The organism is Nitrospira sp. (assembly GCA_015709715.1).
In the GTDB taxonomy this organism is placed as follows: Bacteria; Nitrospirota; Nitrospiria; order Nitrospirales; family Nitrospiraceae; genus Nitrospira_A.
Window position 1 is genome coordinate 3,466,749 of record CP054184.1, and the last position, 26,024, is coordinate 3,492,772.

Below are 26,024 nucleotides of genomic sequence, written 5' to 3' on the forward strand. Positions count from 1 at the left end.
TACTTACAGAGGAGGCAATCCATGCACACCACTATCGGACGGGGAATCGTCGCGGCCGGGATCATGATGGCGCTCGTCGGAGCGCCGTTGGTCGGGGGCGTGGCCCTCGCCGCCGGCAATAAACATCAGGCGGAAGCCGTGGAACATGCCAAGGAAGCCGTCGCTCACGGCAAACAAGGCCATGCCGACGCATTGGTGAAACATGCCGAGGCGGCCCTCAAACATGCCGAGGGGGCCATGGCCGAGACGAAGAATCCCCATGTCGGCGAGGCGATCAAGGGCTTGAAGGACGGCATCGAGCACGGCAAGGCCGGTCATGCCGATGTGGCGACCAAGGCGGTCGAAAACGCCCTGCCGCATTTGTCCGAAGGGATGTAAGGTTCGCGCGGGTGTGACTCCCGTGTACGTCGAAACGGGCAGGGCCGTCCCTGCCCGTTTTTATTTGGGGAAAGGGCGAACGGATGCGTGTCGGATATCTGCAGTTTGAGCCGGCTTTCGGCGAAGTGGAGCGGAACCTCGATCATGTCGCGGCCTGTCTGGGGTCTGTGGAGGCCGATCTCATCGTGCTCCCGGAGCTCTTCGCGACCGGGTATCAGTTCCAATCCAAGGACGAAGTGCGGCGTCTGGCGGAATCGGTTCCGGACGGGGCCACCACGCGGCGCCTGACGGAGCTTGCAGCCCGTCGCGACTGCACGATTGTAGCGGGGGTGGCGGAGCGGGAGGGGGACGATTGCTTCAATTCGGCCGTGGTGATCGGACCGCGGGGCTTCATCGGTTGTTATCGCAAAACTCATCTGTTCTTTGAAGAGACGTTGTTTTTCACCCCGGGCAACAGCGGTTTTCACGTCTGGGACATCGGTCTTGCAAAGGTCGGGGTCATGATTTGCTTCGACTGGTATTACCCGGAGGCTGCCCGTACGTTAGCCTTGCAGGGCGCGGAGATCATTGCCCATCCCTCCAACCTTGTCTTGCCCAATTGTCCGGATTCGATGGTCACCCGCTGCCTGGAGAACCGTGTGTTCAGCGTCACCGCCAACCGTATCGGTCGTGAAGCACGAGGCGGGAAGGACCCCTTGACCTTCATCGGCTTGAGTGAAGTCGTGGATCCGCGAGGCCGCATTCTCCATCGCGCCCCCCGCGACTCGGAGGATTTGTGCGTCGTCGAGATCGACCCGGCATCGGCCAGAAACAAGGCCCTCAATCCTTACAACGACCTCCTCCGGGATCGACGGCCTGCTTTGTATGAAGGGTGAACGGGCGCCAGCCGTTTCCTGCCTCTTCTTGCGTCATCCGTAGGCACGGCGTTAGGATGAAGCATGTCGCTTCCACTTGGAAAAGGAATCTTTTTGGTGGCCGCGCCGGCGTTGCGCGACCCGAATTTCAGGCAGGCGGTCGTACTCCTCTGCGAACATGGGCCGGAGGGGGCGCTCGGCGTGATCGTCAACCGCCCCACCGCGATGTCCATTTCTGAAGCGCTGCCGCAGGTCCCCATCCTCGAAGGTCAGCCGCACGTCCTGTATTCGGGCGGGCCCGTCCAAACGAATCAGGTGATGTTGCTGTATCGCGTGAATCAGGCGCCGGAAAACTCGCACCAGGTGTTCGACGGGGTCTGTCTCGGGGGAGATTTGGACATCATGGAGCGGATCCTGACGACCCGCGAGCAGAAAGAATCGTTCCGCGCCTACCTGGGGTACTCCGGATGGGGACCGGGCCAGTTGGAGTCGGAAATGCAAACCGGTTCGTGGATTACCCTCCCGGCCGATCCGGCAATCGTATTCGAGAAGGATTCGTCCCGTATCTGGTCGGATGTCTTTCTGACGCTCGACGAGGCTTCGCGGCATTATGCCGACATGCCGATCGATCCTTCCTTGAATTGACGGGCCGACCTCATCGGAAGGCCGTCAGCGGGTCAGCAACGTTGCCAAAAACCGCCCGGTGTGCGACTGCGCCACCTGCGTCACCTGTTCAGGGCGCCCTTCCGCCACAATGTGTCCTCCCGCTTCGCCGCCTTCCGGCCCCAGATCGATGATCCAGTCTGCTGTCTTGATCACGTCCAGATTGTGTTCCACCACGACCAGCGTGTTGCCGGCATCCACCAACTTGTGCAGCACGGCCAAGAGTTTCTTGATGTCCTCAAGATGGAGCCCGGTGGTCGGCTCGTCCAGGATGTAGAGGAGTCCCTGCGCCGACGGATCTTTGAGTTCCGCGGCGATCTTGAGCCGCTGGGCTTCGCCGCCGGAGAGGGTTGTGGCGGCTTGGCCGAGACGGAGATAGCCCAGGCCGATGGTGGACAGCAGGTGGAGCTTCTCGGTCAGTTTGGGAACTCCCGAAAAAAACGCCTGCGCATCGGCCACGGTCAGGTTGAGGACGTCGTGGATGGTCTTGCCTCGGTATCGGATGCCCAAGACATTCGGTTTGAAGCGCCGGCCTTCGCATTGTTCGCAGGTCGCATAGATGTCTTCAAAAAAGTACATCTCCAGTTTTTCATAGCCGTTCCCCTCACAACGCTCGCAGCGCCCTTCGGCGGAGTTGAAGGAAAAGTGACCGGGCGTCAAGCCCTGGCGAAGCGCGTCCCGCTCCGCGGCGAAGAGTGCGCGGATGTCGTCGAAGGCCTTCAGGTAGGTGATGGGATTCGAGCGCGGCGTGCGGCCGATCGGCTGTTGATCGATGAGGCGCACGCCTTTCAGGTGTTCGAGCCCCTTGATGGCCTGGAATGTTCCCATCGGCAGGGATTCCACGCGGAAGGCCCGAGCCGCCGCCCGATAGAGGGTGTCTTCCACCAGGGTGCTCTTGCCGGACCCCGACACGCCGGTTACGCAGACCAGCATGTTGAGGGGGATGCGAACCAGCAGGTTCTTGAGGTTGTGTTCGGCCGCGCCGGCGATGCTGAGGACTTTGCCGTTGCCGGGCCGACGGGACTTGGGTAGCGGAATGCTGGCTTCTCCCCGCAGGTATCGGGCGGTGATGGCCTGCCGGTCGGCAATGAACCGGTCGCGCGGGGCCGCGCAGACGATGGAACCGCCCTGTTCACCGGAGGCGGGACCCAATTCCACGAGGTAATCGGCGGCTTGCATCACCAGGGGATCATGCTCGACCACGACGACGGTGTTGCCGTGGTCGGCAAGGTCGCGCAGGATGTCGGCCAATGTGGCCGTATCGCGGGCGTGGAGACCGATGGTCGGCTCGTCCAGCACGTAGAGAGTGCCCACGAGGCGTGAGCCGAGTTGGTTGGCGAGGGTGATCCGTTGTGCTTCCCCGCCGGACAGGGTCTTCGTTTGGCGCGATAGGCTGAGGTATCCCAAGCCCACACGGAGCAGAAAACTCAGCTTGTCGTGCAGCTGGCGCAGAATGTCCTTGGCGATCTCCGCTTCAAAAGAGGGCAGGGCCAGCTGCTGCACCCAGGCGGCGGCTGCCTCGATGGTCAGATCGTTCAGTTCTACGAAGTCGCGCCCAGCCAATTTGACGAACCGGGCTTCCGGCTTCAGGCGGCTGCCCAGGCAGGTGGGGCATGGAGCGGGACTGCGATAGCGGCTTAGCAAGACCCGTACGTGCAGTTTGTAGCGTTTGGTTTCCAGGTACTCGAAATATTGCCGAACTCCCTCCACATCCTTGCCGCCCTCCCAAATGAGGTGCTGCACCTCCGGGGGAAGCGCCTGAAACGGAGTCGTGAGGTCCACGCCCCGCTTACGCATGGCGAGTAAGAGCTGTTGCTGCCACCAATCGGAGCCGGGTTTGCTCCAGGGTTCCACCGCGCCGCCTGCAAGGGATCGGCTGCGATCCGGGATGACCAGGTCGCGATCATAGTGCAGGATGTTGCCGAACCCCTTGCATTCGGGGCAGGCTCCGAGGGGATGGTTGAACGAAAACAGGAGCGGTCGGAGCGGTTCGAACGTGCGGCCGCAGCCTTGGCAACGAAAGTCCGTGCTATAGGTGCGGACCCCCTGGCCGATGATGTCGATCTGACAAAGGCCGTCGGCTTCTCGAAAGGCGGTTTCGATTGCGTCGATGAGGCGGTGGCGGTTATCGGGGCGGAGCACCACCCGGTCCAAGACCACCTGCAGCCCGCTCGGCCGGGATGCCGGGAGTGCGGCCTCGTCGTGAAGGTTGAACAGCTCCTCACCGCATCGCAGCCGAGTGAAGCCGCGTTTCAACAAGGAATCGATCAATGATCGGTCATGGCCGGGCCCGAGATCCTTTAGCGGGAAGAGCACCATCGCTCGCGCGTCAGGACAGTGAGCGAGCAACTCTTCAGTCAGTGAGCCGGGATAGTAGCCGCGCGCTTCTTGTTTGCAGGAGGGGCAGACGGGTTTCCCGATCTTGGCGAAGAGCAGCCGAAGCAGATCGGCCAGCTCGGTCGCGGTGCCCACGGTCGAGCGTGCCGTCCGGACCGGATTTTTCTGTTCGATCGCGATTGCGGGACGGACGTTGGTCAGCCGGTCGACGTCGGGACGGTTCACCTTATCGAGAAACATGCGCGCATAGGTCGAGAGCGATTCCACATAGCGCCACTGCCCCTCCGCGAACAACGTATCGAAGGCCAGCGATGATTTGCCGGATCCCGAAAGCCCCGTGATCGCCGTCACCCGGTCGTGTGGAATCCGCAGCGAGATGTTCTTGAGATTGTTTTGGCGCGCGCCTTCGATGATGAGGTCGTGAGACGGTTTCTTGGCGGGCATACGTTGAACCACCCGGAGAACTCCTTCAAGGGAAAGACCGGACATCGTAACAAGCTCGGGAATGGTCTGCAATTCGGGGCGAGAGGAAGGAAGGGCGAGGCGCTGTGACCGGTGGAGGTGAATTCGTAGAATGTCGCGTTGCCTTTTTCTGATCAAACATCACTTCAACTCACCAGACGTCAGGTCTACCTGATGCGGCCAGACATTGTTCGATGCTCGCCGCTTGGTTTCAAAGGCACATCATCGACTACAGGTCAGCCCGCGCTCTTTGACGTCTCTGAGCAGCTCCCGCCGTTCGTCGTTCAGCTAAGCACAAGCTGAGTAGGCGTACATTTCCAATCATCGTGCGCAGCCGAAGAACCTGGTAACATGTTACACGCGCATGTGGTAGCGTGAGACTAGAAGACAGTGGAAAGAGAAAATCCTATGTCCTCCGAGACACACCTGACTCCGAAAGAAAAACAGAGCCGTTATCGAAGCCGGTTGCGCCAAAAGGGTTTGCGGCCGGTGCAGATCTGGGTTCCGGACACCCGGGCTGCCGGATTTGCGGCTGAATGCCGCCGGCAGGCGCGCCTTGCGGCACGGTCTGCACAGGAAAAACCCGTTCTTGACTTCGTCTCACAGATCGCTGACTGGGATAACGGATGAAACGCGGCGATCTTGTCGCGGTCGCTGCCAAGGGCCACTATAGCGGAAAACCGAGGCCCGCCCTTGTCCTGCAATCCGATCTCTTCTCTGCGCTTGGGAACGTGACGATTTGCTCCTGACGACCGAGTTTCTTGATGCGCCCCTGTTTCGCCTTTCCGTTGAGCCCTCGCCTAAGAATGGCCTCAAGTAGCCTTCGCAGATTATGATCGATAAGATTGTGACCGTTCCTCATGACGCCATTGGTGCCCGCATCGGCTCGCTCGATCACGAGGTGATGGCCCGCGTCGACCGCTCCCTGGCCGTATTTCTCGGAATCGTCTGACGCAGTGGCGGCCAAGCGCTTCAGGGGGGCTTGCTCCAGAACGGCACGACTCGGCTCGATTTCCGTCCATTCCGCTGCCAACGCCGTAAGGACAGTCCGGGCCTGCTCTTCTTCCTTGGTGGTGGCCCTCGATTAACAACGTGTAATTCTGCACAGGAGACGCTTCCCGAGCGGCGAGTTTTCGCTCCCTTCGATGGCCTCGTTGAGGGGACAATGGGACACGGATCGAGCCAGATCACCACGGCAGAAGCCGGCCAGCTCAAAATCGTGATCCTCTATCATGACGGCAAGGGCGCGAAAGACCGGATCACGATGCTGCCGGAATCGCTCAAGGCCCCACTTCGTGACCACCTCACGCGGGTCAGGGTCGTTCACCAACGAGATCTCGCCGACGGGTGTCCGCAGTCCGCTGGACGGGATGTGAACCCATTCACGGAACGAGTGTGATGCCGATCGGCATAAGAACCTAGGAAGCACGGGCATACGGTTGCAACTCGTGGAACCAACGACACAAATCGCGTATAGTCCGTGAACGTTCGTCGCGTATTATGCGGATTGAAATTGCCGGTGCCGTGAGGCGGCGAGTCAGCCGCCGGCGGCACTTCCACAGCCATGAAGACGCAGTACTATATCGCAACAAGCCTTGACGGCTTCATCGCAACAGAAGACGACTCGCTGGACTGGCTGTTCCCGCTTGGAGACGTCAACGACACCAGCTATCCTGCCTTCATTGCCGATGTGGGTGCCCTGGCTATGGGCTCTGCGACGTATCTGTGGATGGTGCGCCACGCTGCGAAGGTTGCGGAGCAGACTGGTTCGCCATGGCCCTACACACAGCCCACTTGGGTGTTCTCTCACCGCACGTTGCCTTCCATCAAGGGTGCGGACGTCCGTTTCGTTCAAGGGGATGTTCGTCCCGTCCACAAGGAGATGGCTCGCGCTGCGGCATCCAAGAATGTCTGGGTCGTCGGCGGCGGAGATCTCGCCGCTCAGTTCTTCGACGCAGGGCTTCTCGATGAAGCCATCATCCAGGTGGCTTCGGTCACCCTGGGGAAAGGCAAGCAGCTCTTCCCGCGTCGCGTCACGAGTCCGCCCTGGAAGCTCATGTCTGTTCGCCAGGTTGGGGCAGGCTTTGCGGAGCTACGCTATGAACTCCCAGGTCGGCAGGTCACAGGCAACGCTTAACCCTCTCTCAACACGCGACCTCTGCAGCGGGCAAGTCGGCCCACCCTCCGGGCGCGTGAGCTCGAACGTTAGACCCCCAATGGGGGATCGATGACTTCATCCGGGAACGGCCCAGATTCTAGGGAAGGTCTGATTTATTCTCTTTGCATGATGTGCTAAGGGTAGCGCAGCACTGAACTGGAGGCGTGCCCCATGCAGCAACAGACGTTTGCCGAAGTCTCGTTTGAACAGTATCGCAAGCCCACCCGCCGGGAGCAGTTTCTCAACGAGATGAACCAGGTTGTTCCATGGGCGGAATTGGTAGCGGCGATCGAGCCGGTCTACCCCAAGGCCGAGGGCCCAGGGCGTCCGCCCGTGGGTGTCGAACGCATGTTGCGCCTCCATTGTCTGCAACAGTGGTTTAACCTGTCGGACCCGGCGGTGGAGGAAGCGCTGTACGACTCACACGCCATGCGGCAGTTCGTGGGGATTGATCTGGGCCGCGAGCCCGTACCGGATGAAACCACCATCTGTAAGTTTCGGCATCTGCTGGAAGCCCACCACTTGGGCGCACAGCTCTTTGCGCGGATCGGCGCGTATCTGGCTGCCCACGGGCTGAAGGTCAGCCGGGGCACGATCGTGGATGCCACGATCATCAATGCGCCCAGTTCGACGAAGAATCGCCAGAAAGAGCGAGATCCGGAGATGCATCAGACCAAGAAGGGGAACCAGTGGTATTTCGGCATGAAGGCGCATATTGGAGTGGACAGCCGGACGAAGCTGGTTCACTCAGTGGCGGCCACGGCGGCGAATGTCCATGACAGCCAGGTGTTGCCGGAGTTGCTGCATGGACAGGAGACACGAGTATGGGGCGATGCCGCCTATAGCGGGCAACGCGACATGATTCAGCACCATGCTCCCCATGCCAAGAGCTTCGTCCAGACGAAAGCCCATCGCCATCGGCCCTTGAGCGAGACGGAGCGGGCCCGCAATCGGACGAAGTCGAAGGTTCGTGCCAAAGTCGAGCATGTGTTCTTGGTGATCAAGCGGATCTTCGGGTGGGCCAAAGTGCGGTACCGGGGGCTCGCGAAGAATGCGCACTGGTTGTCTATCAGTTGCGGCTTGGCGAATCTGTATGTAGCACGCCGGCACTTGCTGGCGGCAGCCTAGCGGACGGGGGTGCGAACGGGGCGCGGGCCGCCTGACGGCGGAGGAATCCGAGAAAGGCGCTCTCGGACCAGCGGGTTCCCAGCTGATGGCCCGTCTTGATCCACCGAGAAACAGATTGCTTCGTGGAAACGCGAATTAATCAGACGTTCCCTATTTCTAATCACGATGGAGGACCATCATGACGAAGATCGCAAAGAACACGATTTGCCTTTGGTACGAACGCGATGCCGAGGAGGCTGCGCGATTCTACGCCAAGACCTTTCCCGATTCGTCCGTCGGCGCGGTGCATCGTGCACCGGGCAACTTTCCGTCGGGCAAGCAAGGGGACGTATTGACCGTCGAGTTCACCGTGATGGGCATTCCCTGCCTGGGGTTGAACGGTGGGCCCGCGTTCAAACACAAGGAAGCGTTCTCGTTCCAAGTTGCCACGGAAGATCAGGTCGAGACTGATCGATATTGGAACGCGATCGTCGACAACGGCGGCCAAGAGAGCGAGTGCGGTTGGTGCAAAGACAAATGGGGCATCTCCTGGCAAATTACGCCAATCGCCTTGACCAAGGCGTATACCAGCCCCGATCTCTCCGCCGCCAAGCGGGCGTTCGATGCAATGATGACGATGAAAAAGATAAACATCGCCGTGATCGAGGCGGCGGTTCGTGGCTAGAAGCCACTTCGCCGAATTGGCGGGGATCAAGCTCGCTGAGGCTGGTGTCAATCAATGGCGCGACCAAGGCCAGCTTCGGGCTAGCAGTGACTGGCGTGGAGAGATCGAACGCGGAATCAGCAAGTCGATTGCGGTCCTTGTGGCGTTGAGCGAGAGTTCGGCCGAATCCTCATACGGGACGTTCGAGTGGGCATACGGACTCGGAAAAGGCAAGACGATCGTTCCCCTCAAACTCGAAAGCTGCAAGGTTCATCCTCGCTTGGAGCCCATTCAATATTTCGATTTCGATGAGCGCCGCGGCGCGAACATTCCGACTTGAACCAAGAGCGCGCCGCTCGCGGCTGAGCGGCAGGGCGTGAGGTAGCGCCGCTGCAGCAAAAGTAGGAGACAGAACATGCGAACCTTCGCACAAAATCAACCTCAACAGCCAGTATCCTCCAGCTTTGCTCGGCCTAACACGACAACACCTGGGTGTGTTCATCACGAACATCCTGTCCTCTATGTGCCGCGCGCAATGGGTAATCAAGCCGTGCAACGAATGTTGCAGACTCATGTTGAAGAACCCACATCCGGATTGACCGGTACGGCATCACCTTGCTTTGGGCACGATTTTAGTCGGATCTCCATACATCCTCATGCAGTGGGAGCGATACAGACAAAGTTGCAGATCAGCAAGCCAGGAGACGAATACGAGCAGGAAGCAGACCGCACCTCAGAACAGGTGATGAGGATGCCTGAGCCACAGCTCCAGCGCGCTTGCGACTGCGGTGGAACGTGCCCCCAGTGTCAGGCGGAGGGACATAAACTCTTGCAGACCAAGCACGTCGAGACAGGCGATTTGGGACAGACCGCAGCACCGCCTATCCTCCACGACGTATTGCGCTCACCTGGTCAATCTCTCGACCCCGCGACGCGTAACTTCATGGAATCACGCTTTCGCTATGATTTCAGTTCAGTCCGGGTGCACAGCGATGAAATGGCGGCTGAGTCGGCGCGTGCACTTCACGCACTCGGCTACACAGTCGGTCGGGACATCGTGTTCGGTCCAGGACAGTATGCTCCCGAGACGCCAACGGGACGGCAACTGCTGGCGCACGAACTCACGCATGTGGTGCAGCAGGAGGCATTGCCGTCGCTCGCCGCCACCGTGCAGCGACAGACCGACCCGATGCAGCAGCACATGGACGACATGGACATGGAGATGGAGCGCAAGTATGCGAATAGCGGCGCGCCCAAAGCCCAGAGCTGCGGCCGCCCCTCATGGTGTCCGGCTGGATTCTGCTCACCTTACACAAGCGAGAAATTGGCTGAATACTATCGAAGCAAGAGAGCGTGGTGGCTGTTGGCGGGCATTTCCGCAGTCGTCGACAGCCGTGTGGTTCCATTCTGGAAGGAGTACCTGTGGGGCGGATCGGCTGCGAAAAACCTGACCGCCGACTTCGGCAAGGACTTCTCGAACTCGCCCACCACAAAGAAGACCACGACTTTCCTCACCAATGAATTGAAGAAGAGCCTTGCTGCCAAACCACTGACTGTGAGCACCACGGCATCCCTCGACATCGCTACCCTCATCCCGACAGCAATTGCGACGCTCAACGATCCGGCGAGTCCAGACCGCATGAACTTCAGCGCCCCCAGAGACATTCCGGGGAACCTCGCCGGCGACATTGGCTCGAACCAGACCACGTGCCCGGCGGGTGCTCAGCCTTCGCGATTCAATGACGAGCGCCGTGTGAGCGGTACGGTGGAGGTGGCGCGAAAGTCAGGTTCGGAGATTGTGGTGACGCCCTTGATCTCCTATACCGTCAAGGACACCGTAGATTTGTGCCCAGGCGATTGTGGGTCACCAGCTGAGCAGATAGCCACGGTGCCGCTGTCGCAGTTCGAGGCAACCGGCATCTCGGGTGATGTGCCGTTTACGGTGGACTTCCCGGCGCCGTCGCTCGGATCATTCACCATCTCTGCTCCACCGCCGACATCACCGGCACCTATACCGGCGCCGGCTTCCAAGAAGCCATCAAAATAAAGGGGGCCTCACATTAGGCCCAAGTTGTGTTGTAAGCGACCGCCAATAGACACCGCCGACACACTTCGGGCCCGACGTGCAAGCAGAAAGTAGGGGCATCGACGAAAGGACTGTATGGTCGAGCGATCTGTCTATCTTGCACGTATCGGGTATGAGGGGCCTGTGGCTCCGTCGATTGAGACATTGCGTGCGTTGCATCTGTCCCATGTCTTGACTGTGCCGTTCGAAAACCTGGACATCCACCTGGGGTGTCCCATCTCACTGGAACCCTCTCATCTCTTTCGGAAGATCGTGCTTGGTCGTCGGGGTGGGTACTGTTTCGAGTTGAACGGGCTGTTTGCACTGCTGTTGGAGGAGTTTGGATTTGCCGTCACGCGACTGGCTGCTCGAGTGCTGTACGGAGCGGAGGGCGTGCGGCCGCGAAGTCATCAAATACTGCTGGTTCATCTGGGCGAGGCGCGCTGGCTGGTCGATGTCGGATTCGGCGGGCAGGAGCCGCGTGAACCTGTGCCGCTGACAGTCGGCGAGGAGCAGCCTCAGGGCCCTGACCGGTTCCGACTGGTGACGGGAGAGCGGGACGAGTATCTGTTGCAATGTGCCATCGATGGAGCTTGGACCAACCTCTATTCCTTCACCCTGGACCCTTGGCTGCCGATCGACTTTGCCTTCGCCAACTAGTATCACTCGCACGCACCGGATTCTCTCTTCGTGCAGCGACGGATCTGCACGATTCCCACCGAGGAGGGACGGAAGACACTTCTCGACAGGGTATTGAAGGTGCGAGGACGAGACGGTGCGCAAGAACTTCATGTAACCGGTGAGGAGGAATGCAAACAGCTGCTCCAGCAGCGCTTTGGATTGACCATTAATGATCGCTTGAATTTTTAGGGCTGGACGGTGAGTCGCCGTGCAACGACGCTCCATTACTCACCCGATACTTGAAGTTTTCGATGGGAGCTAGCAGCGCCAAAGCAACTGCTTTTCGGGCCGCCCTACCGCGCCAGCCATTTCACGATTCCTACGCAGGCCATATAGAGGACCATGGCGCCGGCCATGGAGAGCCAAAAGCCGACCCGCTCAACGCCGTAGATCATGCAGCCGACATAGAGCAGCCAGGGCGGGACGAACCAGAGCAGATTCTTGGCGTAGGTGACGAGGTGGTCGCTGCCGCCGTTGAGGTAGATGAGGATGAAGGTGGCTCCGGTCATGGCGGGAAAGGTGCTGGCGAAAGCGGCGAGAAATGATCGGCCTTGCGATCCGAGATAGGTTGAGACGCTGACGATGGTACCGCCCAAGAGAAAATACAGCCCGAACTTCAGCCACTCGCCCATGCCGATCCTCCCTCAGCAGCCTTCGAACGCCGCCTGCGCTTCGGTTGTGATGCGGGCGCCCTGTCCCGTGTAGCGCGGCGAAAAATGAAACACCACCAACTCCCGGGCACCGGCCTTGCGGGCCATGAGCCCGGCTTGCCTGGCCGTAAGATGGTACCGTTCGCCGGCCTTGGCCGCATCCTGCTCCGCATAGGGGGCCTCACAATAGAAAATGTCGGCGCCGCGCGCAAGGTCGACGATCTTCGCTTCGTTCTCCCCGTCGTAACGGGCATCCACGACATAGGCCAACTTCTGCCCTCGGCTGATGGTGAGGAACCGTTCGCGAACTTCGCCCAGCACGAATGTCCGCTCCTCCCGCCGGTGCTCATGGTACAGCGTGGCGGTGAAGCGAAAATCATCCGGCTTGCCTTGCCATAAATACTGTTTCACTTCCTTCAGCCAGTAGCCGACCGGAAGGCCGGCCTCGTGGAGCCGCTCTTTGTTGACGTTCACATGGAATTGTTCTTGGAGGGCATAGGCCAGGGAGGGAATGCGGTGGTTCAACGTCACGGCCTGTACCGTGAACATCGGGTCTTCCAACACGCAGTATCGGCCTGCTCCGTTCATGGAGGGGGCAGGCAGGTCCGGTGCATCCAGCCGGCGAAAGCCTTCTGTGGCCAGAAAGGTAGCCGCCCGAACCGCATGTGAGTGAAATTCCCGAACGGTGATCGAGAGTGGATACCCATCGAGGAGATTCCAGGTGTAGCCGTGAAGTTTCCCTTGAACATTGTCGATGAGGCCAGGCGGGCCGCAGAGACGCAGTTGCTTGCCTCGGCCGAGCGCGACACGGAGGAGGGTGTCGAACCCGATGAAGTGGTCCATGTGGGTGTGGGAAATGAAAATGTCGTTGGCACGAAGGAGGCGGGTCGGGCCGAGCGCGTCATTGTGGCCAAGGTCGAAGAGCAATGCGCGCTTCGACCAGCGGATTTCGACGAACAGCCCCGGATCTCCGAACTCGCCATTGACGAGGTGGCTGGAGAACGATGGATTCATGGCGGAGGTGCTACCAATTACATGAGTACCGAACGCATCACGCCGTACAACACCAGTACTTCCACCGTATGGGCGACGATGGGCACCAACAGATTCTTGAGCGTCACGTAAAGGGTCCCCCAGACCAGACCATCCCACACCGCGATCCAGTGGAGATGCTGAAAGGTTGCCACCATGAAGGGGTCGAAGGCAAACAGCAGTGCACTGATCGGTACGGCGATTCCGTGCGGCAGCCCCAGGGCGACCAAGCGACCGAGCAGGAAGCCGCGAAAGTTCAGCTCGACCAAAGTCGCGATGAGGAGGATAACCCAGGGGGCCATCAACCAGAGCGGCACCTTCGCGTGGGGTGTCTCGGCGAGGAAGCGATAGTCACTGCCCAAAAGCGGCACGATTTTGAGAATGAACAGGACGTTGAGCGGGCCGAGCAACACACCGGTGCCGATCCCCCAACTAAGGCCCTTCGTGACACGCCAGGGGAGGAGTCCAATGCGTTGCAGGGGAGCCTCGTTCAGGTAACTCCAGACGCCGAAAGCCAGGTAGGCGGACAGTTGGGGCATGAACTGGTAGAGGGTAGTCGCCTGGAGTGTCGAGGGGGAGCCGTAGTAGAGGCCGGTCGCGAGGAGGGGCAACAGCGCGAGGGCTCGAGCCCGTTCTCTTGCCGACACGGCTTCTGGGTCAGTCGAGCCGGAGGTTGTAACGTTCAAGGGTGGTGGCCTTGTTGCGGGCCAAGTTCGAGAGCGATTTGTTGTAGTCGACGATGGCTCGCAGCTCGTTGCCCTGCGAGGTGGCCAAGTCGCGTTGGAAATCGAGCACGAACCGCGTCGTGCTCAGGCCGACCTTCAAGCGCTCCTGCTCTGCTTGGAGCTGCTTCTCAGACATGATGCGGGCCGAGCGGGTGGTTTCGATGCGCTTGAAGTCGGTTTGAACTCGCCGGACCGCTTCGCGAACACCGACGATCACCTGCTGCCGCACGCTCTGCAGCGAAGATTGCGCGTTGCGCGATTCCAGCTGCCGCTTGTTGTAGGTGCTGTAGGCCGACCGGTTCCCGAGCGGATAACTGAGGACCAGGCCTGCGCCATAATTGTAAAAATCGCCGCCGAAGTTGCGTCTTGTGGAATCATCGTAATCGGCACCCAAACCGGATAACCCCATCGTGCCCTGCACCGACAGCGTCGGCAGCAACTGATTTTTGGCAAACTTCACATTCAGGTCGCTGGTCTCGACGTTCTTGGCCGCCTGGAGGATCTCGGGGCGGCGTTCCATGGCGATATCGATGGTTTCCTGCAGGCTGAGGGGTTCGAGCGTGGTAATCGGCGGGTCGGTCGGCGTCAGCCGCAGGTCCTGACGGAGATCCTCTTCAGCGGGATTGAGCAGGCGGCGGAGCTGGTCTTCCTGATCGCGAATGGCCTTTTCCGCCACCAGAATTTGTTCGACTCGCGACGCGACCGCCGCTTCGGCCTGCAACACGTCGACGATGGACATGACGCCGGCTTTCGCCTTCGCGCGATTGCTGGCCAAGAGTTCTTCCGCGGCTTTCAGCGCGGCTTGGGCGACTTTCAGGTTTTCATTGGCGAAGACGACTTCCCAGAACGTTTGTTCCACGCTGGCAACGACGGTCAAAACACGATCGAGGAACACATGTTGTTCGACCGTGGCATTATTCTGGGCGATGGAAATGAACGTGCGGTTGAGTTCCATCCCGAAATTTTTGAGCAAGGGCTGCGTCACGGTCAGCGCCAAGCCGCCGGTCCAAGCTGGATTGAATAAGAATGTGTTGGGGCCGCTGACATAGTTGCGCTGGGGACTATAGTTCAAATCGTAGTTTGCGCCGGTCGGAAGATTCTGCGTGATGTCGGCGGTGACGGTGGAGGTATTCTGGTCGAACTTGGTGATCTCTTGGAGATTGGCTCCCGTGAATCCAAGGATGGGGCGATTGAGCGGCGCCACTTGCCGGTTGTATTGCCCGTTGAGACTGATCGTGGGATCGAATTTCGCCTGTTCGATGACGATGTCGGCCAGGCGGCTTTCTTTGGTGTGCCGGCTGATGCTGATGTCGAGATTGTTTTGAAGCGCCCGGACGACGGCGTCGGCGAGTGAAATGGCTTCACGCCGTTCGGCGGGAAGAGGTTTGGTGACGTCCAGTCCGAACGCGACCGGTGTCATCCCAAGCAAGATTGCTGTCAGGCTGCCGATGGTAAGGACACGCCGTAACGTCCCGCTCGTCATAACCGCTCCTTGATCCCAGCGTTCGAAAGGACCATACTAAGAACCGTCGTTGGCCCTGGCGTGGTACCATAATCTGCGTTCGGTGTCCATGTTGCGTCTCATGAGGTGCGTGATGCGGTGGGGATGGGGAGCAGGAATGCTTGCTGTGCTGCTGAGCATTACACCAGCATATGCGCAATCTGTTTCCGGCATCCGTGGCCTTGGCGGCGGCGTGGCACCGTTGTTTGGCCTTGTGGGGCCTGGGAATCTGTATGTAGATAATCAGGGTACGCAGGGCTACATCTACAACTTCGGGAATAATTTTCAGTCCTATAGTTTTCGGAATCCGACCACGGGGCAGGCCTGGAGCGGCGCTGTGATGACCCTCGGCCCGCAACTGTCCATCGGATTGATCCAAGGGGCTAATCAGGTCGGTGCCCCCGTCGTGTTCCCGTCCCCTCCGCGAGAAACGGTGCCCGTGCTTCCCATCCAGTCGGGCATATTGGATGACATCCCTTAAGAGCTGCGCGATTTTCTGTGGCGCTTTTGTGCGGTTCTGCAAGCCTGTCACAGCCGTTCGTCACGATTTCTAAATTATCAACAGAATCCACAGGCTATTTCTTCGACTATGGGAAAGTGCTGGGGGCGATCTTCGTTCGGAAATAACCATGCAAGCGATTGATTTGTTAATCATTTCTGGCCGTTTGTCGGTGATGTCCTCTGGAATGCTGCCGAGCGGTATGCTGCTTGCTCTGATCGTTGGCCGTCCCACTCCTTGCTCCTGATCCGAAAGAGACGACAAAAACTGCGCTGACACTGCAAAGATGTCAATTGAATCGATTGCCCGGAACAGAAAGAATGCCGAACAAGAGAGGCCGGTTCACGACATGTATGACGAAGACACGGTGTGGTATCGAGTGGCCTGTGCTGATCGAGATCAAAGGAGATTGACCGAATGAGGATTGCCCAGGTTTCCCCGCTGTGGGAGAGCGTGCCCCCGAAGTTGTACGGAGGAACGGAGCGGATTGTCTCGTACTTGACTGAGGAATTGGTGCGGCAAGGTCATGACGTGACCCTGTTTGCCAGCGGCGATTCGGTTACGCAAGCCAAACTGGAATCTCCCTGTCAGCAGGCGCTGCGGTTGAACACGGGCATCTTTAATCGTGAAGCGCCGCTCATCCAAATGATGGAGCAGGTGTTCAGCGTCGCGGATCAGTTCGATGTCATCCACTCGCATCTGGACTTCCTGGCATTCTCGCTCTCGCGCCGTTGCCGGGTTCCGGTCGTCACGACCCTGCATGGACGGCTGGATTTGCCGGAATTGGTCCCGGTCTTCCGCGACTTTGCTGAATTGCCGCTCGTCTCGATCTCCAACTCCCAGCGCAAGCCGCTTCCCTGGTGCAACTGGCAGGGCACCGTGTACCATGGGTTGCCGCAAGATCTCTATACCTTCCATCCGGAGCCTGGCAAATACCTGGCATTCCTCGGGCGGGTGTCTCCGGAAAAGTGCCCCGATCAAGCCATCGAACTGGCGAAACGGGTGGGAATCCCGTTGAAGATGGCCGCAAAGGTGGACCCTGCGGATCGGGCCTATTTCGAGCGGGCTGTCGAACCATTGCTCGACCATCCGTTGATCGACTTCGTGGGCGAGATTACCGACGCGCAGAAGAGCGATTTCGTCGGGAATGCGATCGGGTTGGTGTGCCCCTACGATTGGCCGGAGCCGTTTGGTCTCGTGTTGATCGAGAGCCTCGCCTGTGGTACACCGGTCCTCGCTTACCGACGAGGCTCCATCCCGGAAATTATCGATCACGGCGTGACGGGCTTGATCAGTGACAATCTCGATGAGATGGTCAGCCAGGTGGAGAAGCTTGGCGCGATTGATCGTCGCCGCTGCCGGCAGGTCTTCGATGAGCGGTTTACCGCGCAGCGCATGACGAGCGACTACCTCAAAATCTACCAACAGCTGGTTGCCGACGCGGCCGCATTCCCGGGGCAGACGGGCCAGCAACACGCGTCGAACCTCTAACCTACGGCGATACAGACCTCGCGGAAGGATACAGCATGGCAGAAACGTCTCAGCCCACCTCAGAGTCCACTGTCTCCGGCTGGCGATTGCTGGGTACCAAAGACTTCGGCTGCCTGTGGGCAGGCCAAGTCATTTCCCAGATCGGCGACGGATTGAACAAGGTTGCGCTCCTCTGGTTCGTCTACGAGCTGACCGGGTCGGCGCTTAAGATGACCGCCATCGGGTTGCTGCAAACCATCCCACCGTTGGTGTTCGGCCCCCTGATCGGGGTGTACCTGGATTGTCTCCCGAAGAAAACGGTGATGATCGTGGTGGACATCTTACGCGCCTTGATGGTCCTGCTCATACCGTTGTTTTACACGCTGGACATGCTGACTCTTGAACGGTTGTATGTGCTGGTGTTTCTCATTTCGATCGTCTCGACGGTGTTCGGGCCGGCGCTGGCGTCCGCCGTTCCTTCCATTGTCCAACGCTCTCAGCTTACGACGGCCAATGCGTTTCTCCAGAGCACCACGAACATCGGGGTGTTGCTGGGGCCTGCCATCAGCGGCTTGGGTATTGCGTTGATCGGCGCGCAAAACGTGCTCTATGTGGATGCGGCGACTTTCTTTGTGTCCGCGCTATGCTTGCTGCCCATCCATGTGCGGGATACCCGGAAGGTCAAGGGCATGGAAGCTCTCTCCACGCCGGTTATTCAGGACATGATGGTGGGGTTCCGCTTCGTGTTCCTGCAGCATCGGGTGGTGTTTGCCTTGATGATCACTGCCGTGTTGTACAACCTAGCGATCAGCGCATTCGTATTCTTGCTGCCGGTTGTGGCCAAGGAATTGTTGCAGGTTGGTCCCATGGAGCTGGGGTGGTTATGGTCGGCTTTGGGCGTTGGGATGCTGGCCGCATCCCTCTGGCTGGCCAGGACTCCGCAGGGTACCTTCCAGGATCGCGTCGGAAAGATCGGCCGCTCGCTGGCGATCGGCGGGATGGCGGTCTGCGCGTTGGGATTGATTCAAACTCCGGTGCTGTTCAGCACGTTTCTCCTGATCATCGTCATCGGAGGAACGACATCGCTCTTCTATCCAGTGGTGTGGGCCATGCTTCAGGAGGTGACTCCGGAACACCTGCTGGGGCGCGTGTTCACCACCTTCAGCACCGGGGGCATGGCATCGGCCATGGTGGGTATGGCCGGATTCGGCTGGGCGGCTGATGCCATTGGTCCTGCCGCAAGCTTGATCGGAATCGGCCTGCTTCTCTTACTCACGGCGATGGTCACGGTTCACGTCAGCCGGCGTGATCTGGTCACGAGCCCGGTCGTCGCTGCCTAGACCTCCTCTCTTGTGCGGGTGGGAGGCACTTCCCCCCGCACGAATCTTTTCTCATCACCCCTCGGTCCGCTTCGGCAGGAGTTGCTTTCTGTTCCTGTGTCGCGTATTCATTTTGTTCGGCAGCAGCGGACTTCGTTGATCGGAGCGGAGACCGAGGCCTGCTGGTGGGCTCCGGCTGCCGCCGACCATTCACAGCACTGGTGAGGACGTAAAAATCATGCGCATGACGCACATCGGATGTCTGACGGGTGTTCTCGCACTCGTTGGAGTGTGGGGAGTCTGGGTGGAACCTGCGGTGGTCCTGGCCGAATCGGGTGGGGAAAGCAAGGCTGATGCTCCGCCGCGACCCAAAGATCCTGACGTGAAGGCGAAGGAGTCGGAGCCCAAACTTAAAGAACAGGAGTCCAGGCCAAAGGAATCAGACACGAAGCCCGTTGAGCAGAAGCAGAAGGAACCGGAGGTGAAGGCGAAGGAGTCCGAACCGAAGGCGAAGGACGGTGAGGGGAAAGCCAAAGAGCCGGATGCCAAGCCCAAGGAGGCGGACGCAAAACCGAAGGAAGGACCTAAGCCGAAAGAGTCCGAGCATAAGGGGAAGGAATCGGAACAGAAACCGAAGGAGACGGAACTGAAGGCCAACAAGGAGGTGGAGCCGATTCCAGAGCGGCCCTGCCCGTCTCCCCAGCACGCGACGGAGGCCAAACTTTCTACGGAAGGGCCAGCACCGGCAGGGGAGGGGACGGGCGACCGTGCCAAATCGCCTGAACCGGAAGCGAAAAAACCAATGCGGTCCTCGATGGTCACAGCCAAGCTCGCGCTCATGGCCGACCCGCGGCTCTTTCCCTACGACATCGAGGTGGACATGAAGGACAAGGATCTCGTCCTCCTCGGCAAGGTGGCGCAAGAGTCGGACAAACGGGTTGCCACCGACATCGTGCGCTGTCTCGAAGGAGTTCATGCAGTAGAGAACCGGCTGAAAGTCGAAACCGACGCGACCCATGGGCTCATGGCAGAACGGGATAAGGTGCTGACCCAGTTGGTGAAGGAACGGTTTGAGAAGAGCAAAACCTTGCAATCAGTGAAATTCGATGTAAAAACCGAGGACGGTGTCGTGACCTTGAGTGGAACCACCCGATTTCAGATTATCGTGCTTGAGGCGGCGCAGGCCGCTCGCCAAGTGCCGGGAGTCCGCGCAGTGAATACCGAAGGGGTTCGCCTCGTGGCCGGAGAATAAAATCGACGCATGATCCCTCCATTTCTGAGAACCCGGTCGGCGGCCTGTTGACGTGATGGAGCCACGGCACGTGAGCGGAGAGACGGTCGTACGCCCCAACGTGAAGTGGTCGCCGCACCTGTTGACGCGCGACTTTACGCTCGTCTGGTGGGGCCAGATGGTCTCGCAGATCGGCGACGGCGTCTCCAAGCTGGCGCTGTTGTGGTTCGTGTACGCCATCACCGGCTCCCCCCTCAAGACCACCATGATCGGGCTGCTGCAGACGTTGCCGCCTATTCTCTTCGGGCCCTTTATCGGCGTCATCGTCGATCGTGTGCCGAAGAAACTTCTCCTGATCAGCAGCGATCTGATTCGGGCCCTGGTGCTGGGGGTACTGCCCTGCCTGCTCCCGGTGGAATCATTCAGTATCGAACGCCTGTATGTCATGGTGTTCGTCCATGCGGTCGCATCCGCGGTTTTCGGTCCGGCGTTGACGGCGGCGATTCCCTCGTTGGTTTCTCGTCACGAGTTCACCGCAGCGAATGCGCTCCTTCAGACGACGACGAGTATCGGCATCATCGTCGGACCGGCGTTGAGCGGTGTCGGAATCGCGACGATGAGTTCGCAGGAGGTGCTTTGTGTGAATGCGGTGAGTTACGTCATTTCGGCTGCCTGTTTTGCCTTTATCCGCTTTCCCCGCACGACCGCGCCCGCGTCCGGCGACGGTTCCTTGGCCGGCACGTTGGGCGACGTGTTGGAAGGCTTTCACTATGTGTTGCGGCGGCAGCGCATCATTTTGATGCTCATCGGCGCCGCCTCGATGTACACATTTTCCACGAGCGCCTTCAGTACGCTTTTCCCGGTGTTCGGCAAAAAGTTGCTCGATCTCGGCCCGATTGAGGTGGGTTATTTGTGGTCGGCCTTCGGGGTCGGGCTCTTGCTCGTCTCGTTGGGGTTGGTTTCCCTGTCAGCGTGGGAATTGCCCAGCCGTATACGGCTCATGTCGGTGGCAAGCCTCGTCAGCGGCTCGGCGTTGTTGGTCATGATTTGGACGTCGAATCGCCTGATGGCCGCCGTCCTCATGGTGGTGATCGGCATGGGGGCGGGAACGTTAACGCCGGTGGCCTGGGGGGTTCTGCAGGAGATTGCCCCGGCGGCGCTCCTCGGGCGCGTGCTGGCGATTTACAACCTGGGAGCCATGACGTCGGCCATCGCGGGCATGACGATCTTCGGGTGGACTACGCAGGAATTTGGGGAGCGTCCGAGTGTGTTTGGGATCGGCATCGGACTTCTGTTATCGGCGGTTGTCGCCGGCAGGGTCGTAATCTGGGTGCGAAGGAATTGGACAGAGGTGAAGCCTCAGCCGATCGCGGAGCCGGAAGCGGCCGTCGTGATGGCCACGCAACCGACCAGCCGTTGAGTCGGGTGCGGCCGATCGCACGGATCGGTGCGATCGTGCAGGAGTGAGCGCTAAATATAGGTAATAAACCGAGGAACCGAATCCTGAGAGTCCAACGACGGCAGGAGGGCTACGTGGAAGACATCATCAGCGTCAATGATCAGTTCTATATCCGAGCCAGCTCGTCGATGGCGGACAACCGGACACGTGTGCTCAAGCACGGTGAGACCTTCGGAGTCTTCGACCGATACGGCGATATTCAGCCCGTGGGCAGCGGAACCCAAGGGTTGTTTCACGAGGGGACTCGGTTCTTGTCGCGAGAGGAGGTGTTCCTCAACAACGGCCGACCGATGCTATTGAGTTCGACGGTCAAGGAGGACAATGCCTTGCTGGCCGTCGATCTCACGAATCCCGACCTCTATGAGGAGGGGCGCATTGCCATTCCTCGCGGCAGTGTCCATGTGTTTCGTTCGCGGCTGCTCTGGAATGGCGTGGGATACGAACGGTTCCGGCTTTCGAACTATAGCCTGGCGCCGGTCAAGATGAACTTGTCGATTCGGTTTGAAGCGGACTTTGCGGACATCTTCGAGGTGCGAGGCAAGAAACGTGAAAAGAAAGGTGTCTTGTTGCCGAATCTCTTGCAGCGGGACCTGTTGGTGTTGAGTTATCAGGGACTCGACGACGTTGTCCGAGAGACGAGGATTCAGTTCTCTCCTGCGCCGCACGAGGTCACCGCATCACAAGCCACGTTTGTCGTAGAACTCGAGCCGAAGGATGAACAGGTGATCGCGGTGGCGGTGGCCTGCGATGTGGCTACCGACCGACATGCCTCGCTATCGTACGATGCGGCGATGGTGGAAGCGGGGATAGCGACCCAACAAGAGCAGACTCAAGGTTGTCTCATCTGCACATCGAATGCCCAATTCAACGAGTGGTGGAATCGGTCCCTGTTGGATTTGCGCATGATGATAACAGACACGGAGGAGGGGCCCTATCCCTACGCCGGCGTGCCCTGGTTTAGTACGCCTTTTGGGCGAGACGGCATCATTACAGCACTCGAGGCCTTGTGGATCAAGCCCGAACTGGGGCGAGGGGTCTTGGCCTACCTGGCCTCCACGCAGGCCAAGGACGTGAACCCGGCGCAGGATGCGGAACCGGGCAAGATCCTGCACGAGACGCGAAAAGGCGAAATGGCCGCGCTCGGCGAAATTCCCTTCGGGCTCTATTATGGCAGCGTCGATTCTACGCCGTTGTTCGTGATGTTGGCCGGTGCCTATTATGAACGGACCGGAGATTTGGCCTTCATCCGTTCGATATGGAATCAACTTGAGGCGGCGCTCACGTGGATGGATACGTTCGGTGATCTGGATCGTGATGGGTTCGTGGAGTACGTGCGGAAATCACCGACCGGGTTGGACAATCAGGGCTGGAAGGATTCCCATGACTCCATCTCGCATGAGGATGGTTCCCTGGCTGAAGGGCCGATCGCGCTTTGTGAGGTGCAAGGATATGTTTACGATGCGAAGCTGCAAGCGTCGAAGCTGGCGGAGGCGCTGGGGTATAAAGACCGATCGAGTCAGCTTCGTCGCCAGGCGCGGTCGTTGAGAGAGCGGTTTGAAGAGGCATTTTGGTGCGAAGACCTCTCCACCTATGCCCTCGCGTTGGACGGACGGAAGCGGCCCTGCCGTGTCAGGGCGTCCAATGCCGGCCATTGCCTGTACACCGGAATTGCGAGCGAGGAACGGGCGAGGCGGTTAGCCGATACGCTCATGTCCCCGGAGGTGTTCAGTGGATGGGGCGTGCGAACACTGGCGGACTCGGAACGACGGTACAATCCCATGTCGTACCACAATGGATCGGTCTGGCCGCACGACAATGCTATGATCGCAGCGGGTCTCTCGCGCTATGGGTTGAAGGCGGAGGTGGAAAAGGTCATGACCGGACTCTTCGAGGCAAGCCTCGTCGTCGATTTTCACCGTCTGCCCGAGTTGTTTTGCGGCTTTGTGCGGAGGCCAGGCCAGGGGCTCACGCGCTATCCTGTCGCGTGTAATCCTCAGGCGTGGGCTGCCGGTTCCGCCTTCATGGCATTGCAGGCCTGTCTGGGGCTGACCATTCTCGCGGCCGAGCGCAAAGTGATCTTCAGCCATTCGATCTTGCCTGAATTCATTGATGAAATGCAGATCAAGAATCTTAGGGTAGGCAGAGCGTCATTGGATTTGCTGTTGCGCCGACACGACCTGGATGTCGGAATCACGGTGATTCGACGGGAAGGCCACGTCGAGGTCGTGTCGGTCAAGTAGGGATTGTCGACGGACGGCGAAGCGCCGGAGTCCGTCTGCCTCGACGCTATGGCGTGTCGGCCAACTGCCAGGCCGTGGCCAAGACCATGCGGGCGACCGCGAGCAGAATGTCGGCATTGACCGTGTCGGCTGTGTCGGTCGGCTGATGGAAGTGTGGATGGACTCCCCCGCTCACAATGGTGACCGTGGGAATTCCGGCTTCCTTGAAGGGGACGTGGTCGCCCCCGGGGAAAAATCCGAACACATCGACGCGATCGACCGATCCTGCCAGCCGTCCCGCCTGTTGAACGATGTCCTTTTCCAGGCCTGTTACGCCGATCGTCAGTCGCCCATTGCCGGCCGCCGCATGGTCTACGTTGAGCATCGCGACCGTGGAACGGAGCGGCATGAGAGGGTGCGCGACATAGGCGGAGGAGCCGAGTAGGCCCTGCTCTTCGCCGCTAAAAGACGCGAAGACGATTGAGCGCTTCCGCTTCGTGTGGCTGGACGCGAGCACGCGCGCGACTTCCAGTAACACGGCAGTCCCCGAGGCATTGTCGTCGGCTCCGGCAAACAGGAGCCCGCCTTGCCGGCCGAAATGATCGCGGTGAGCCCCGATCACGAGAGTTTCTTCATCTCCTGCTTGCCCCGACCCTGAAAGCACCGCCAGTACATTGTAGAGCATGCCGTCGCGCTGCTCGCTTTGCCATCGCATCGTGACGGTTACGGAGGTCCCTTCCGAGCGCGGTGCCAGCTGGTCTTGAATCTGTTGTTGTAGCCGCTGCAGTCGATCTTCTCCATCGGATCGTTCGTTGCGCAAGATGGTTGAGGCCAGAGCGGTGCTGATCCAGGCGCCGGGAATGGCCGGCCCTGGAGCGCTCAATCCGTAAAATGCGCTGGGCTTGCCGGTCACGCCGCGCCGCAGCTCGTACGGAGAGAGGATCGGGCCGACGGCAGTGAGGTATCCGACGGCACCATGCTCCCGCGCGACGCGCTCCTTCTCGGCATGGGAAACGACTTTCTCGTATCGGTCGGGTTTGCCGCGGAGAAAGAGGACGATCTTGTTCCGCACATCCAATTCCGCATACTCGTCTAATCCGCCAGCTGGGTCGGCAATGCCATATCCGACGAAGACAACCTTGGCGGTCACGTCGGCGGATGGTGAATCGAGGATGGGCAGATAGTCCGTTCCGATGGAGGCCGAAGAATCATGCGTTCCCCGAGAGAACCGAAGCAACGGGTCCTGTCCGATACTCGTGGTCGTAACCGGTGCGGCTTGGAGTTCGATTTGTCCCGGCGGCGATAGGAGGCTCTCCAACCGTTGCCTGACAAAGTCGGCAGAGGCGTGATCGCCGACCGTGCCGGTCTGGCGGCCGTTGAATGCGGGGCTACTCAGGGTACGGACATCGGCACGCATGCGGTCGGCGGAAATCGCTTCCAGTGCTTGGGCCAGGGTGCTTGGTAGAGTGAGGGGCTCTTCTCCGAAACAGGTGGTGGTCAGCAGGCACCAGGCAAAGGCGAGGATGAGAGGCCGAGAGGGGCCGACTCGGTGGAAGGTTGAGAGTCGGCGGGGGGGACGGCGAGTGGTGAACAGCATGGTCGATGCCGATAGTCAGATGGTGGTTGCAGAAGCCTTACGACTCGACCAGCGTTGGTACCAACGCCAGAGCGGAGCTTGCAGAAATCGGGGGAGCGGATAGCCGATACCGCTGATATACCCATCATCCCGATCCAAGAGGGCGAAGGCCAGACGATAGTTACGACGGAACAACTCAGTGCGGTGGTCAATCTCTTCATCGGTCATGGGAATCAGTGCTCGGACTGCTCGACCGAGGGATTCTTCCGACGAGTTCTCCCTCACGAGTCGTTCGATGAGCGCAGGCGTAAGGTGAAAAGAGCGCATAAATGACCGATCCAAAGCGGAAGGATAGGCATAAGCTCCGAGGGTGCCGGCTTGAAAGGCCCGCACTTTGTCGATCAGTCGAGGCAACCAAATGAGTCCGCCGAGAGACTCGCTCCATCGTCGAGGTGGTCGTTGACGAAGATCCATGCTGATTTGCTCGTTGGAATAGGCACGAGGGTGCAAGGGAGCCGCCCGCACTATAGCATAAGAAAACGGTCCCATTGCAGAGTGGCAAAGGCTCAAGGTACTATCGGCATGTTCCCGGCACGCATGCGGGTGGTGCTGCAAGTTAGGCGAGGAAGGAATCATGGCGGAACAAGGTAGCGGATTGTACGATCATCAATATGGACGATTTCGCGATAATCAGGGGACCCATCAGGGATATGACTTTCAGCATGGGCCAGCCGGCAATACGCCGCCTCCTGTGGTGACGTTTGCAGAGAAGCTGAAATGGTGGATACCACGCGGCTGGCGACGAAAGAAAATTCTCGCTGAACGCGACCGCTTTCAACAGGAAATCATCCAAATCAAAACGGTTCGTCCAACATCATAAGATTCGAGTAAGTGGAGGAGGCCTCCAGTGCGATATAGAACTCAGACGGCAGAAATTGTTGAACCGGTGACTCGGAAGGGGAAGATGGGGGTTG

The 26,024-nt window shown here is 59.5% G+C and carries 26 protein-coding genes and 1 pseudogene; 20 read left to right on the forward strand and 7 right to left on the reverse strand.

Annotated features, from left to right (window positions below; genetic code table 11):
• The first annotated feature begins 21 nt into the window (after positions 1 to 21).
• From HRU82_16570 to HRU82_16580, 3 genes are all read left to right on the forward strand, one after another.
• Positions 22 to 378: a metal-binding protein SmbP gene (locus HRU82_16570; GenBank protein QOJ36459.1), complete on the forward strand. Its 357-nt coding sequence runs from the start codon at positions 22 to 24 to the stop codon at positions 376 to 378.
• Between the two features lie 83 nt (positions 379 to 461).
• Entirely contained in the window at positions 462 to 1,253 is a 792-nt protein-coding gene (locus HRU82_16575) for an acyltransferase (protein QOJ36460.1), read from the forward strand.
• A 63-nt stretch (positions 1,254 to 1,316) separates the two neighbouring features.
• Entirely contained in the window at positions 1,317 to 1,877 is a 561-nt protein-coding gene (locus tag HRU82_16580; protein QOJ36461.1) for a YqgE/AlgH family protein, read from the forward strand.
• 24 nt (positions 1,878 to 1,901) lie between these two features.
• Here the strand turns inward: HRU82_16580 and uvrA are convergent, their stop codons facing one another.
• Positions 1,902 to 4,676 carry an excinuclease ABC subunit UvrA gene (gene uvrA / locus HRU82_16585; GenBank protein QOJ37247.1) on the reverse strand — a complete coding sequence of 925 codons (2,775 nt, stop codon included), beginning with the start codon at positions 4,674 to 4,676 and terminating at the stop codon, positions 1,902 to 1,904.
• A gap of 426 nt (positions 4,677 to 5,102) precedes the next feature.
• On the opposite strand from uvrA, the gene HRU82_16590 reads away from it, so the two are divergent.
• The 10 genes and pseudogenes from HRU82_16590 to HRU82_16635 all read left to right on the forward strand — a co-directional run bounded on the left by HRU82_16590 (position 5,103) and on the right by HRU82_16635 (position 11,558).
• Positions 5,103 to 5,324, forward strand: a complete 222-nt coding sequence (locus HRU82_16590) for an antitoxin MazE family protein (protein ID QOJ36462.1) — start codon at positions 5,103 to 5,105, stop codon at positions 5,322 to 5,324.
• A pseudogene (locus tag HRU82_16595) lies at positions 5,321 to 5,646 on the forward strand (type II toxin-antitoxin system PemK/MazF family toxin). The gene HRU82_16590 and the pseudogene HRU82_16595 overlap by 4 nt, the downstream one beginning before the upstream one ends.
• Positions 5,647 to 5,859: 213 nt before the next feature.
• Positions 5,860 to 6,093 (forward strand): hypothetical protein, encoded by a 234-nt coding sequence (locus HRU82_16600; protein QOJ36463.1) that lies wholly within the window; start codon positions 5,860 to 5,862, stop codon positions 6,091 to 6,093.
• A 165-nt stretch (positions 6,094 to 6,258) separates the two neighbouring features.
• On the forward strand, positions 6,259 to 6,831 hold the full coding sequence (locus HRU82_16605; GenBank protein ID QOJ36464.1) for a dihydrofolate reductase family protein: 573 nt from the start codon (positions 6,259 to 6,261) through the stop codon (positions 6,829 to 6,831).
• Between the two features lie 192 nt (positions 6,832 to 7,023).
• Positions 7,024 to 7,980: an IS5 family transposase gene (locus tag HRU82_16610; protein QOJ36465.1), complete on the forward strand. Its 957-nt coding sequence runs from the start codon at positions 7,024 to 7,026 to the stop codon at positions 7,978 to 7,980.
• Positions 7,981 to 8,158: 178 nt separating this feature from the next.
• Positions 8,159 to 8,644 carry a VOC family protein gene (locus HRU82_16615; protein QOJ36466.1) on the forward strand — a complete coding sequence of 162 codons (486 nt, stop codon included), beginning with the start codon at positions 8,159 to 8,161 and terminating at the stop codon, positions 8,642 to 8,644.
• Complete coding sequence (locus HRU82_16620) at positions 8,637 to 8,963, forward strand: toll/interleukin-1 receptor domain-containing protein (GenBank protein ID QOJ36467.1); 327 nt, start codon at positions 8,637 to 8,639, stop codon at positions 8,961 to 8,963. Before HRU82_16615 ends, HRU82_16620 begins: the two co-directional genes overlap by 8 nt.
• A 75-nt stretch (positions 8,964 to 9,038) precedes the next feature.
• Entirely contained in the window at positions 9,039 to 10,670 is a 1,632-nt protein-coding gene (locus HRU82_16625) for a DUF4157 domain-containing protein (GenBank protein ID QOJ36468.1), read from the forward strand.
• A 114-nt stretch (positions 10,671 to 10,784) separates the two neighbouring features.
• Entirely contained in the window at positions 10,785 to 11,348 is a 564-nt protein-coding gene (locus HRU82_16630) for an arylamine N-acetyltransferase (GenBank protein QOJ36469.1), read from the forward strand.
• A gap of 30 nt (positions 11,349 to 11,378) precedes the next feature.
• Positions 11,379 to 11,558, forward strand: a complete 180-nt coding sequence (locus tag HRU82_16635) for an arylamine N-acetyltransferase (protein ID QOJ36470.1) — start codon at positions 11,379 to 11,381, stop codon at positions 11,556 to 11,558.
• A 104-nt stretch (positions 11,559 to 11,662) separates the two neighbouring features.
• Here HRU82_16635 and HRU82_16640 read toward each other — a convergent pair whose 3' ends face one another.
• Genes HRU82_16640 through HRU82_16655 form a run of 4 tightly spaced genes read right to left on the reverse strand, consistent with a single transcriptional unit; the run spans position 11,663 to position 15,259 of the window.
• Positions 11,663 to 12,001: a DUF3147 domain-containing protein gene (locus HRU82_16640; protein ID QOJ36471.1), complete on the reverse strand. Its 339-nt coding sequence runs from the start codon at positions 11,999 to 12,001 to the stop codon at positions 11,663 to 11,665.
• A 12-nt stretch (positions 12,002 to 12,013) separates the two neighbouring features.
• Positions 12,014 to 13,033, reverse strand: a complete 1,020-nt coding sequence (locus HRU82_16645; GenBank protein QOJ36472.1) for a ribonuclease Z — start codon at positions 13,031 to 13,033, stop codon at positions 12,014 to 12,016.
• Positions 13,034 to 13,050: 17 nt separating this feature from the next.
• Positions 13,051 to 13,698, reverse strand: a complete 648-nt coding sequence (locus HRU82_16650) for a hypothetical protein (GenBank protein QOJ36473.1) — start codon at positions 13,696 to 13,698, stop codon at positions 13,051 to 13,053.
• Positions 13,699 to 13,708: 10 nt separating this feature from the next.
• Positions 13,709 to 15,259, reverse strand: a complete 1,551-nt coding sequence (locus tag HRU82_16655) for a TolC family protein (GenBank protein QOJ36474.1) — start codon at positions 15,257 to 15,259, stop codon at positions 13,709 to 13,711.
• Between the two features lie 136 nt (positions 15,260 to 15,395).
• On the opposite strand from HRU82_16655, the gene HRU82_16660 reads away from it, so the two are divergent.
• The 6 genes from HRU82_16660 (at position 15,396) to HRU82_16685 (ending at position 23,495) form a co-directional block, all read left to right on the forward strand.
• Positions 15,396 to 15,758, forward strand: coding sequence for a hypothetical protein (locus tag HRU82_16660; protein QOJ36475.1), 363 nt, complete (start codon positions 15,396 to 15,398; stop codon positions 15,756 to 15,758).
• Positions 15,759 to 16,193: 435 nt separating this feature from the next.
• The gene (locus HRU82_16665; GenBank protein ID QOJ36476.1) at positions 16,194 to 17,267 is read left to right on the forward strand and encodes a glycosyltransferase family 4 protein; all 1,074 of its coding nucleotides are present in this window, start codon (positions 16,194 to 16,196) and stop codon (positions 17,265 to 17,267) included.
• Positions 17,268 to 17,302: 35 nt separating this feature from the next.
• On the forward strand, positions 17,303 to 18,586 hold the full coding sequence (locus tag HRU82_16670) for an MFS transporter (protein ID QOJ36477.1): 1,284 nt from the start codon (positions 17,303 to 17,305) through the stop codon (positions 18,584 to 18,586).
• A 217-nt stretch (positions 18,587 to 18,803) separates the two neighbouring features.
• Positions 18,804 to 19,817, forward strand: a complete 1,014-nt coding sequence (locus HRU82_16675; GenBank protein QOJ36478.1) for a BON domain-containing protein — start codon at positions 18,804 to 18,806, stop codon at positions 19,815 to 19,817.
• A gap of 55 nt (positions 19,818 to 19,872) precedes the next feature.
• Positions 19,873 to 21,216: an MFS transporter gene (locus HRU82_16680; GenBank protein ID QOJ36479.1), complete on the forward strand. Its 1,344-nt coding sequence runs from the start codon at positions 19,873 to 19,875 to the stop codon at positions 21,214 to 21,216.
• A gap of 113 nt (positions 21,217 to 21,329) precedes the next feature.
• Positions 21,330 to 23,495 carry an amylo-alpha-1,6-glucosidase gene (locus tag HRU82_16685; protein QOJ36480.1) on the forward strand — a complete coding sequence of 722 codons (2,166 nt, stop codon included), beginning with the start codon at positions 21,330 to 21,332 and terminating at the stop codon, positions 23,493 to 23,495.
• Between the two features lie 46 nt (positions 23,496 to 23,541).
• Here HRU82_16685 and HRU82_16690 read toward each other — a convergent pair whose 3' ends face one another.
• On the reverse strand, positions 23,542 to 25,071 hold the full coding sequence (locus tag HRU82_16690) for a M28 family peptidase (GenBank protein QOJ36481.1): 1,530 nt from the start codon (positions 25,069 to 25,071) through the stop codon (positions 23,542 to 23,544).
• Between the two features lie 15 nt (positions 25,072 to 25,086).
• Positions 25,087 to 25,524 (reverse strand): DUF5069 domain-containing protein, encoded by a 438-nt coding sequence (locus HRU82_16695; GenBank protein ID QOJ36482.1) that lies wholly within the window; start codon positions 25,522 to 25,524, stop codon positions 25,087 to 25,089.
• Positions 25,525 to 25,684: 160 nt separating this feature from the next.
• On the opposite strand from HRU82_16695, the gene HRU82_16700 reads away from it, so the two are divergent.
• A complete protein-coding gene (locus HRU82_16700; GenBank protein QOJ36483.1) occupies positions 25,685 to 25,930 on the forward strand; it encodes a hypothetical protein in 246 nt (81 codons plus the stop codon).
• The last annotated feature ends 94 nt before the right edge of the window (positions 25,931 to 26,024 follow it).

Bases quoted from the DNA above. Each gene is read 5' to 3' on its own strand.
- HRU82_16570 (QOJ36459.1), top strand. From the start codon at position 22: ATGCACACCACTATCGGACGGGGAATCGTCGCGGCCGGGATCATGATG.
- HRU82_16575 (QOJ36460.1), top strand. From the start codon at position 462: ATGCGTGTCGGATATCTGCAGTTTGAGCCGGCTTTCGGCGAAGTGGAG.
- HRU82_16580 (QOJ36461.1), top strand. From the start codon at position 1,317: ATGTCGCTTCCACTTGGAAAAGGAATCTTTTTGGTGGCCGCGCCGGCG.
- uvrA (QOJ37247.1), bottom strand. From the start codon at position 4,676: ATGCCCGCCAAGAAACCGTCTCACGACCTCATCATCGAAGGCGCGCGC.
- HRU82_16590 (QOJ36462.1), top strand. From the start codon at position 5,103: ATGTCCTCCGAGACACACCTGACTCCGAAAGAAAAACAGAGCCGTTAT.
- HRU82_16600 (QOJ36463.1), top strand. From the start codon at position 5,860: ATGGGACACGGATCGAGCCAGATCACCACGGCAGAAGCCGGCCAGCTC.
- HRU82_16605 (QOJ36464.1), top strand. From the start codon at position 6,259: ATGAAGACGCAGTACTATATCGCAACAAGCCTTGACGGCTTCATCGCA.
- HRU82_16610 (QOJ36465.1), top strand. From the start codon at position 7,024: ATGCAGCAACAGACGTTTGCCGAAGTCTCGTTTGAACAGTATCGCAAG.
- HRU82_16615 (QOJ36466.1), top strand. From the start codon at position 8,159: ATGACGAAGATCGCAAAGAACACGATTTGCCTTTGGTACGAACGCGAT.
- HRU82_16625 (QOJ36468.1), top strand. From the start codon at position 9,039: ATGCGAACCTTCGCACAAAATCAACCTCAACAGCCAGTATCCTCCAGC.
- HRU82_16630 (QOJ36469.1), top strand. From the start codon at position 10,785: ATGGTCGAGCGATCTGTCTATCTTGCACGTATCGGGTATGAGGGGCCT.
- HRU82_16640 (QOJ36471.1), bottom strand. From the start codon at position 12,001: ATGGGCGAGTGGCTGAAGTTCGGGCTGTATTTTCTCTTGGGCGGTACC.
- HRU82_16645 (QOJ36472.1), bottom strand. From the start codon at position 13,033: ATGAATCCATCGTTCTCCAGCCACCTCGTCAATGGCGAGTTCGGAGAT.
- HRU82_16655 (QOJ36474.1), bottom strand. From the start codon at position 15,259: ATGACGAGCGGGACGTTACGGCGTGTCCTTACCATCGGCAGCCTGACA.
- HRU82_16660 (QOJ36475.1), top strand. From the start codon at position 15,396: ATGCTTGCTGTGCTGCTGAGCATTACACCAGCATATGCGCAATCTGTT.
- HRU82_16665 (QOJ36476.1), top strand. From the start codon at position 16,194: ATGAGGATTGCCCAGGTTTCCCCGCTGTGGGAGAGCGTGCCCCCGAAG.
- HRU82_16670 (QOJ36477.1), top strand. From the start codon at position 17,303: ATGGCAGAAACGTCTCAGCCCACCTCAGAGTCCACTGTCTCCGGCTGG.
- HRU82_16675 (QOJ36478.1), top strand. From the start codon at position 18,804: ATGCGCATGACGCACATCGGATGTCTGACGGGTGTTCTCGCACTCGTT.
- HRU82_16680 (QOJ36479.1), top strand. From the start codon at position 19,873: ATGGAGCCACGGCACGTGAGCGGAGAGACGGTCGTACGCCCCAACGTG.
- HRU82_16690 (QOJ36481.1), bottom strand. From the start codon at position 25,071: ATGCTGTTCACCACTCGCCGTCCCCCCCGCCGACTCTCAACCTTCCAC.
- HRU82_16695 (QOJ36482.1), bottom strand. From the start codon at position 25,524: ATGGATCTTCGTCAACGACCACCTCGACGATGGAGCGAGTCTCTCGGC.
- HRU82_16700 (QOJ36483.1), top strand. From the start codon at position 25,685: ATGGCGGAACAAGGTAGCGGATTGTACGATCATCAATATGGACGATTT.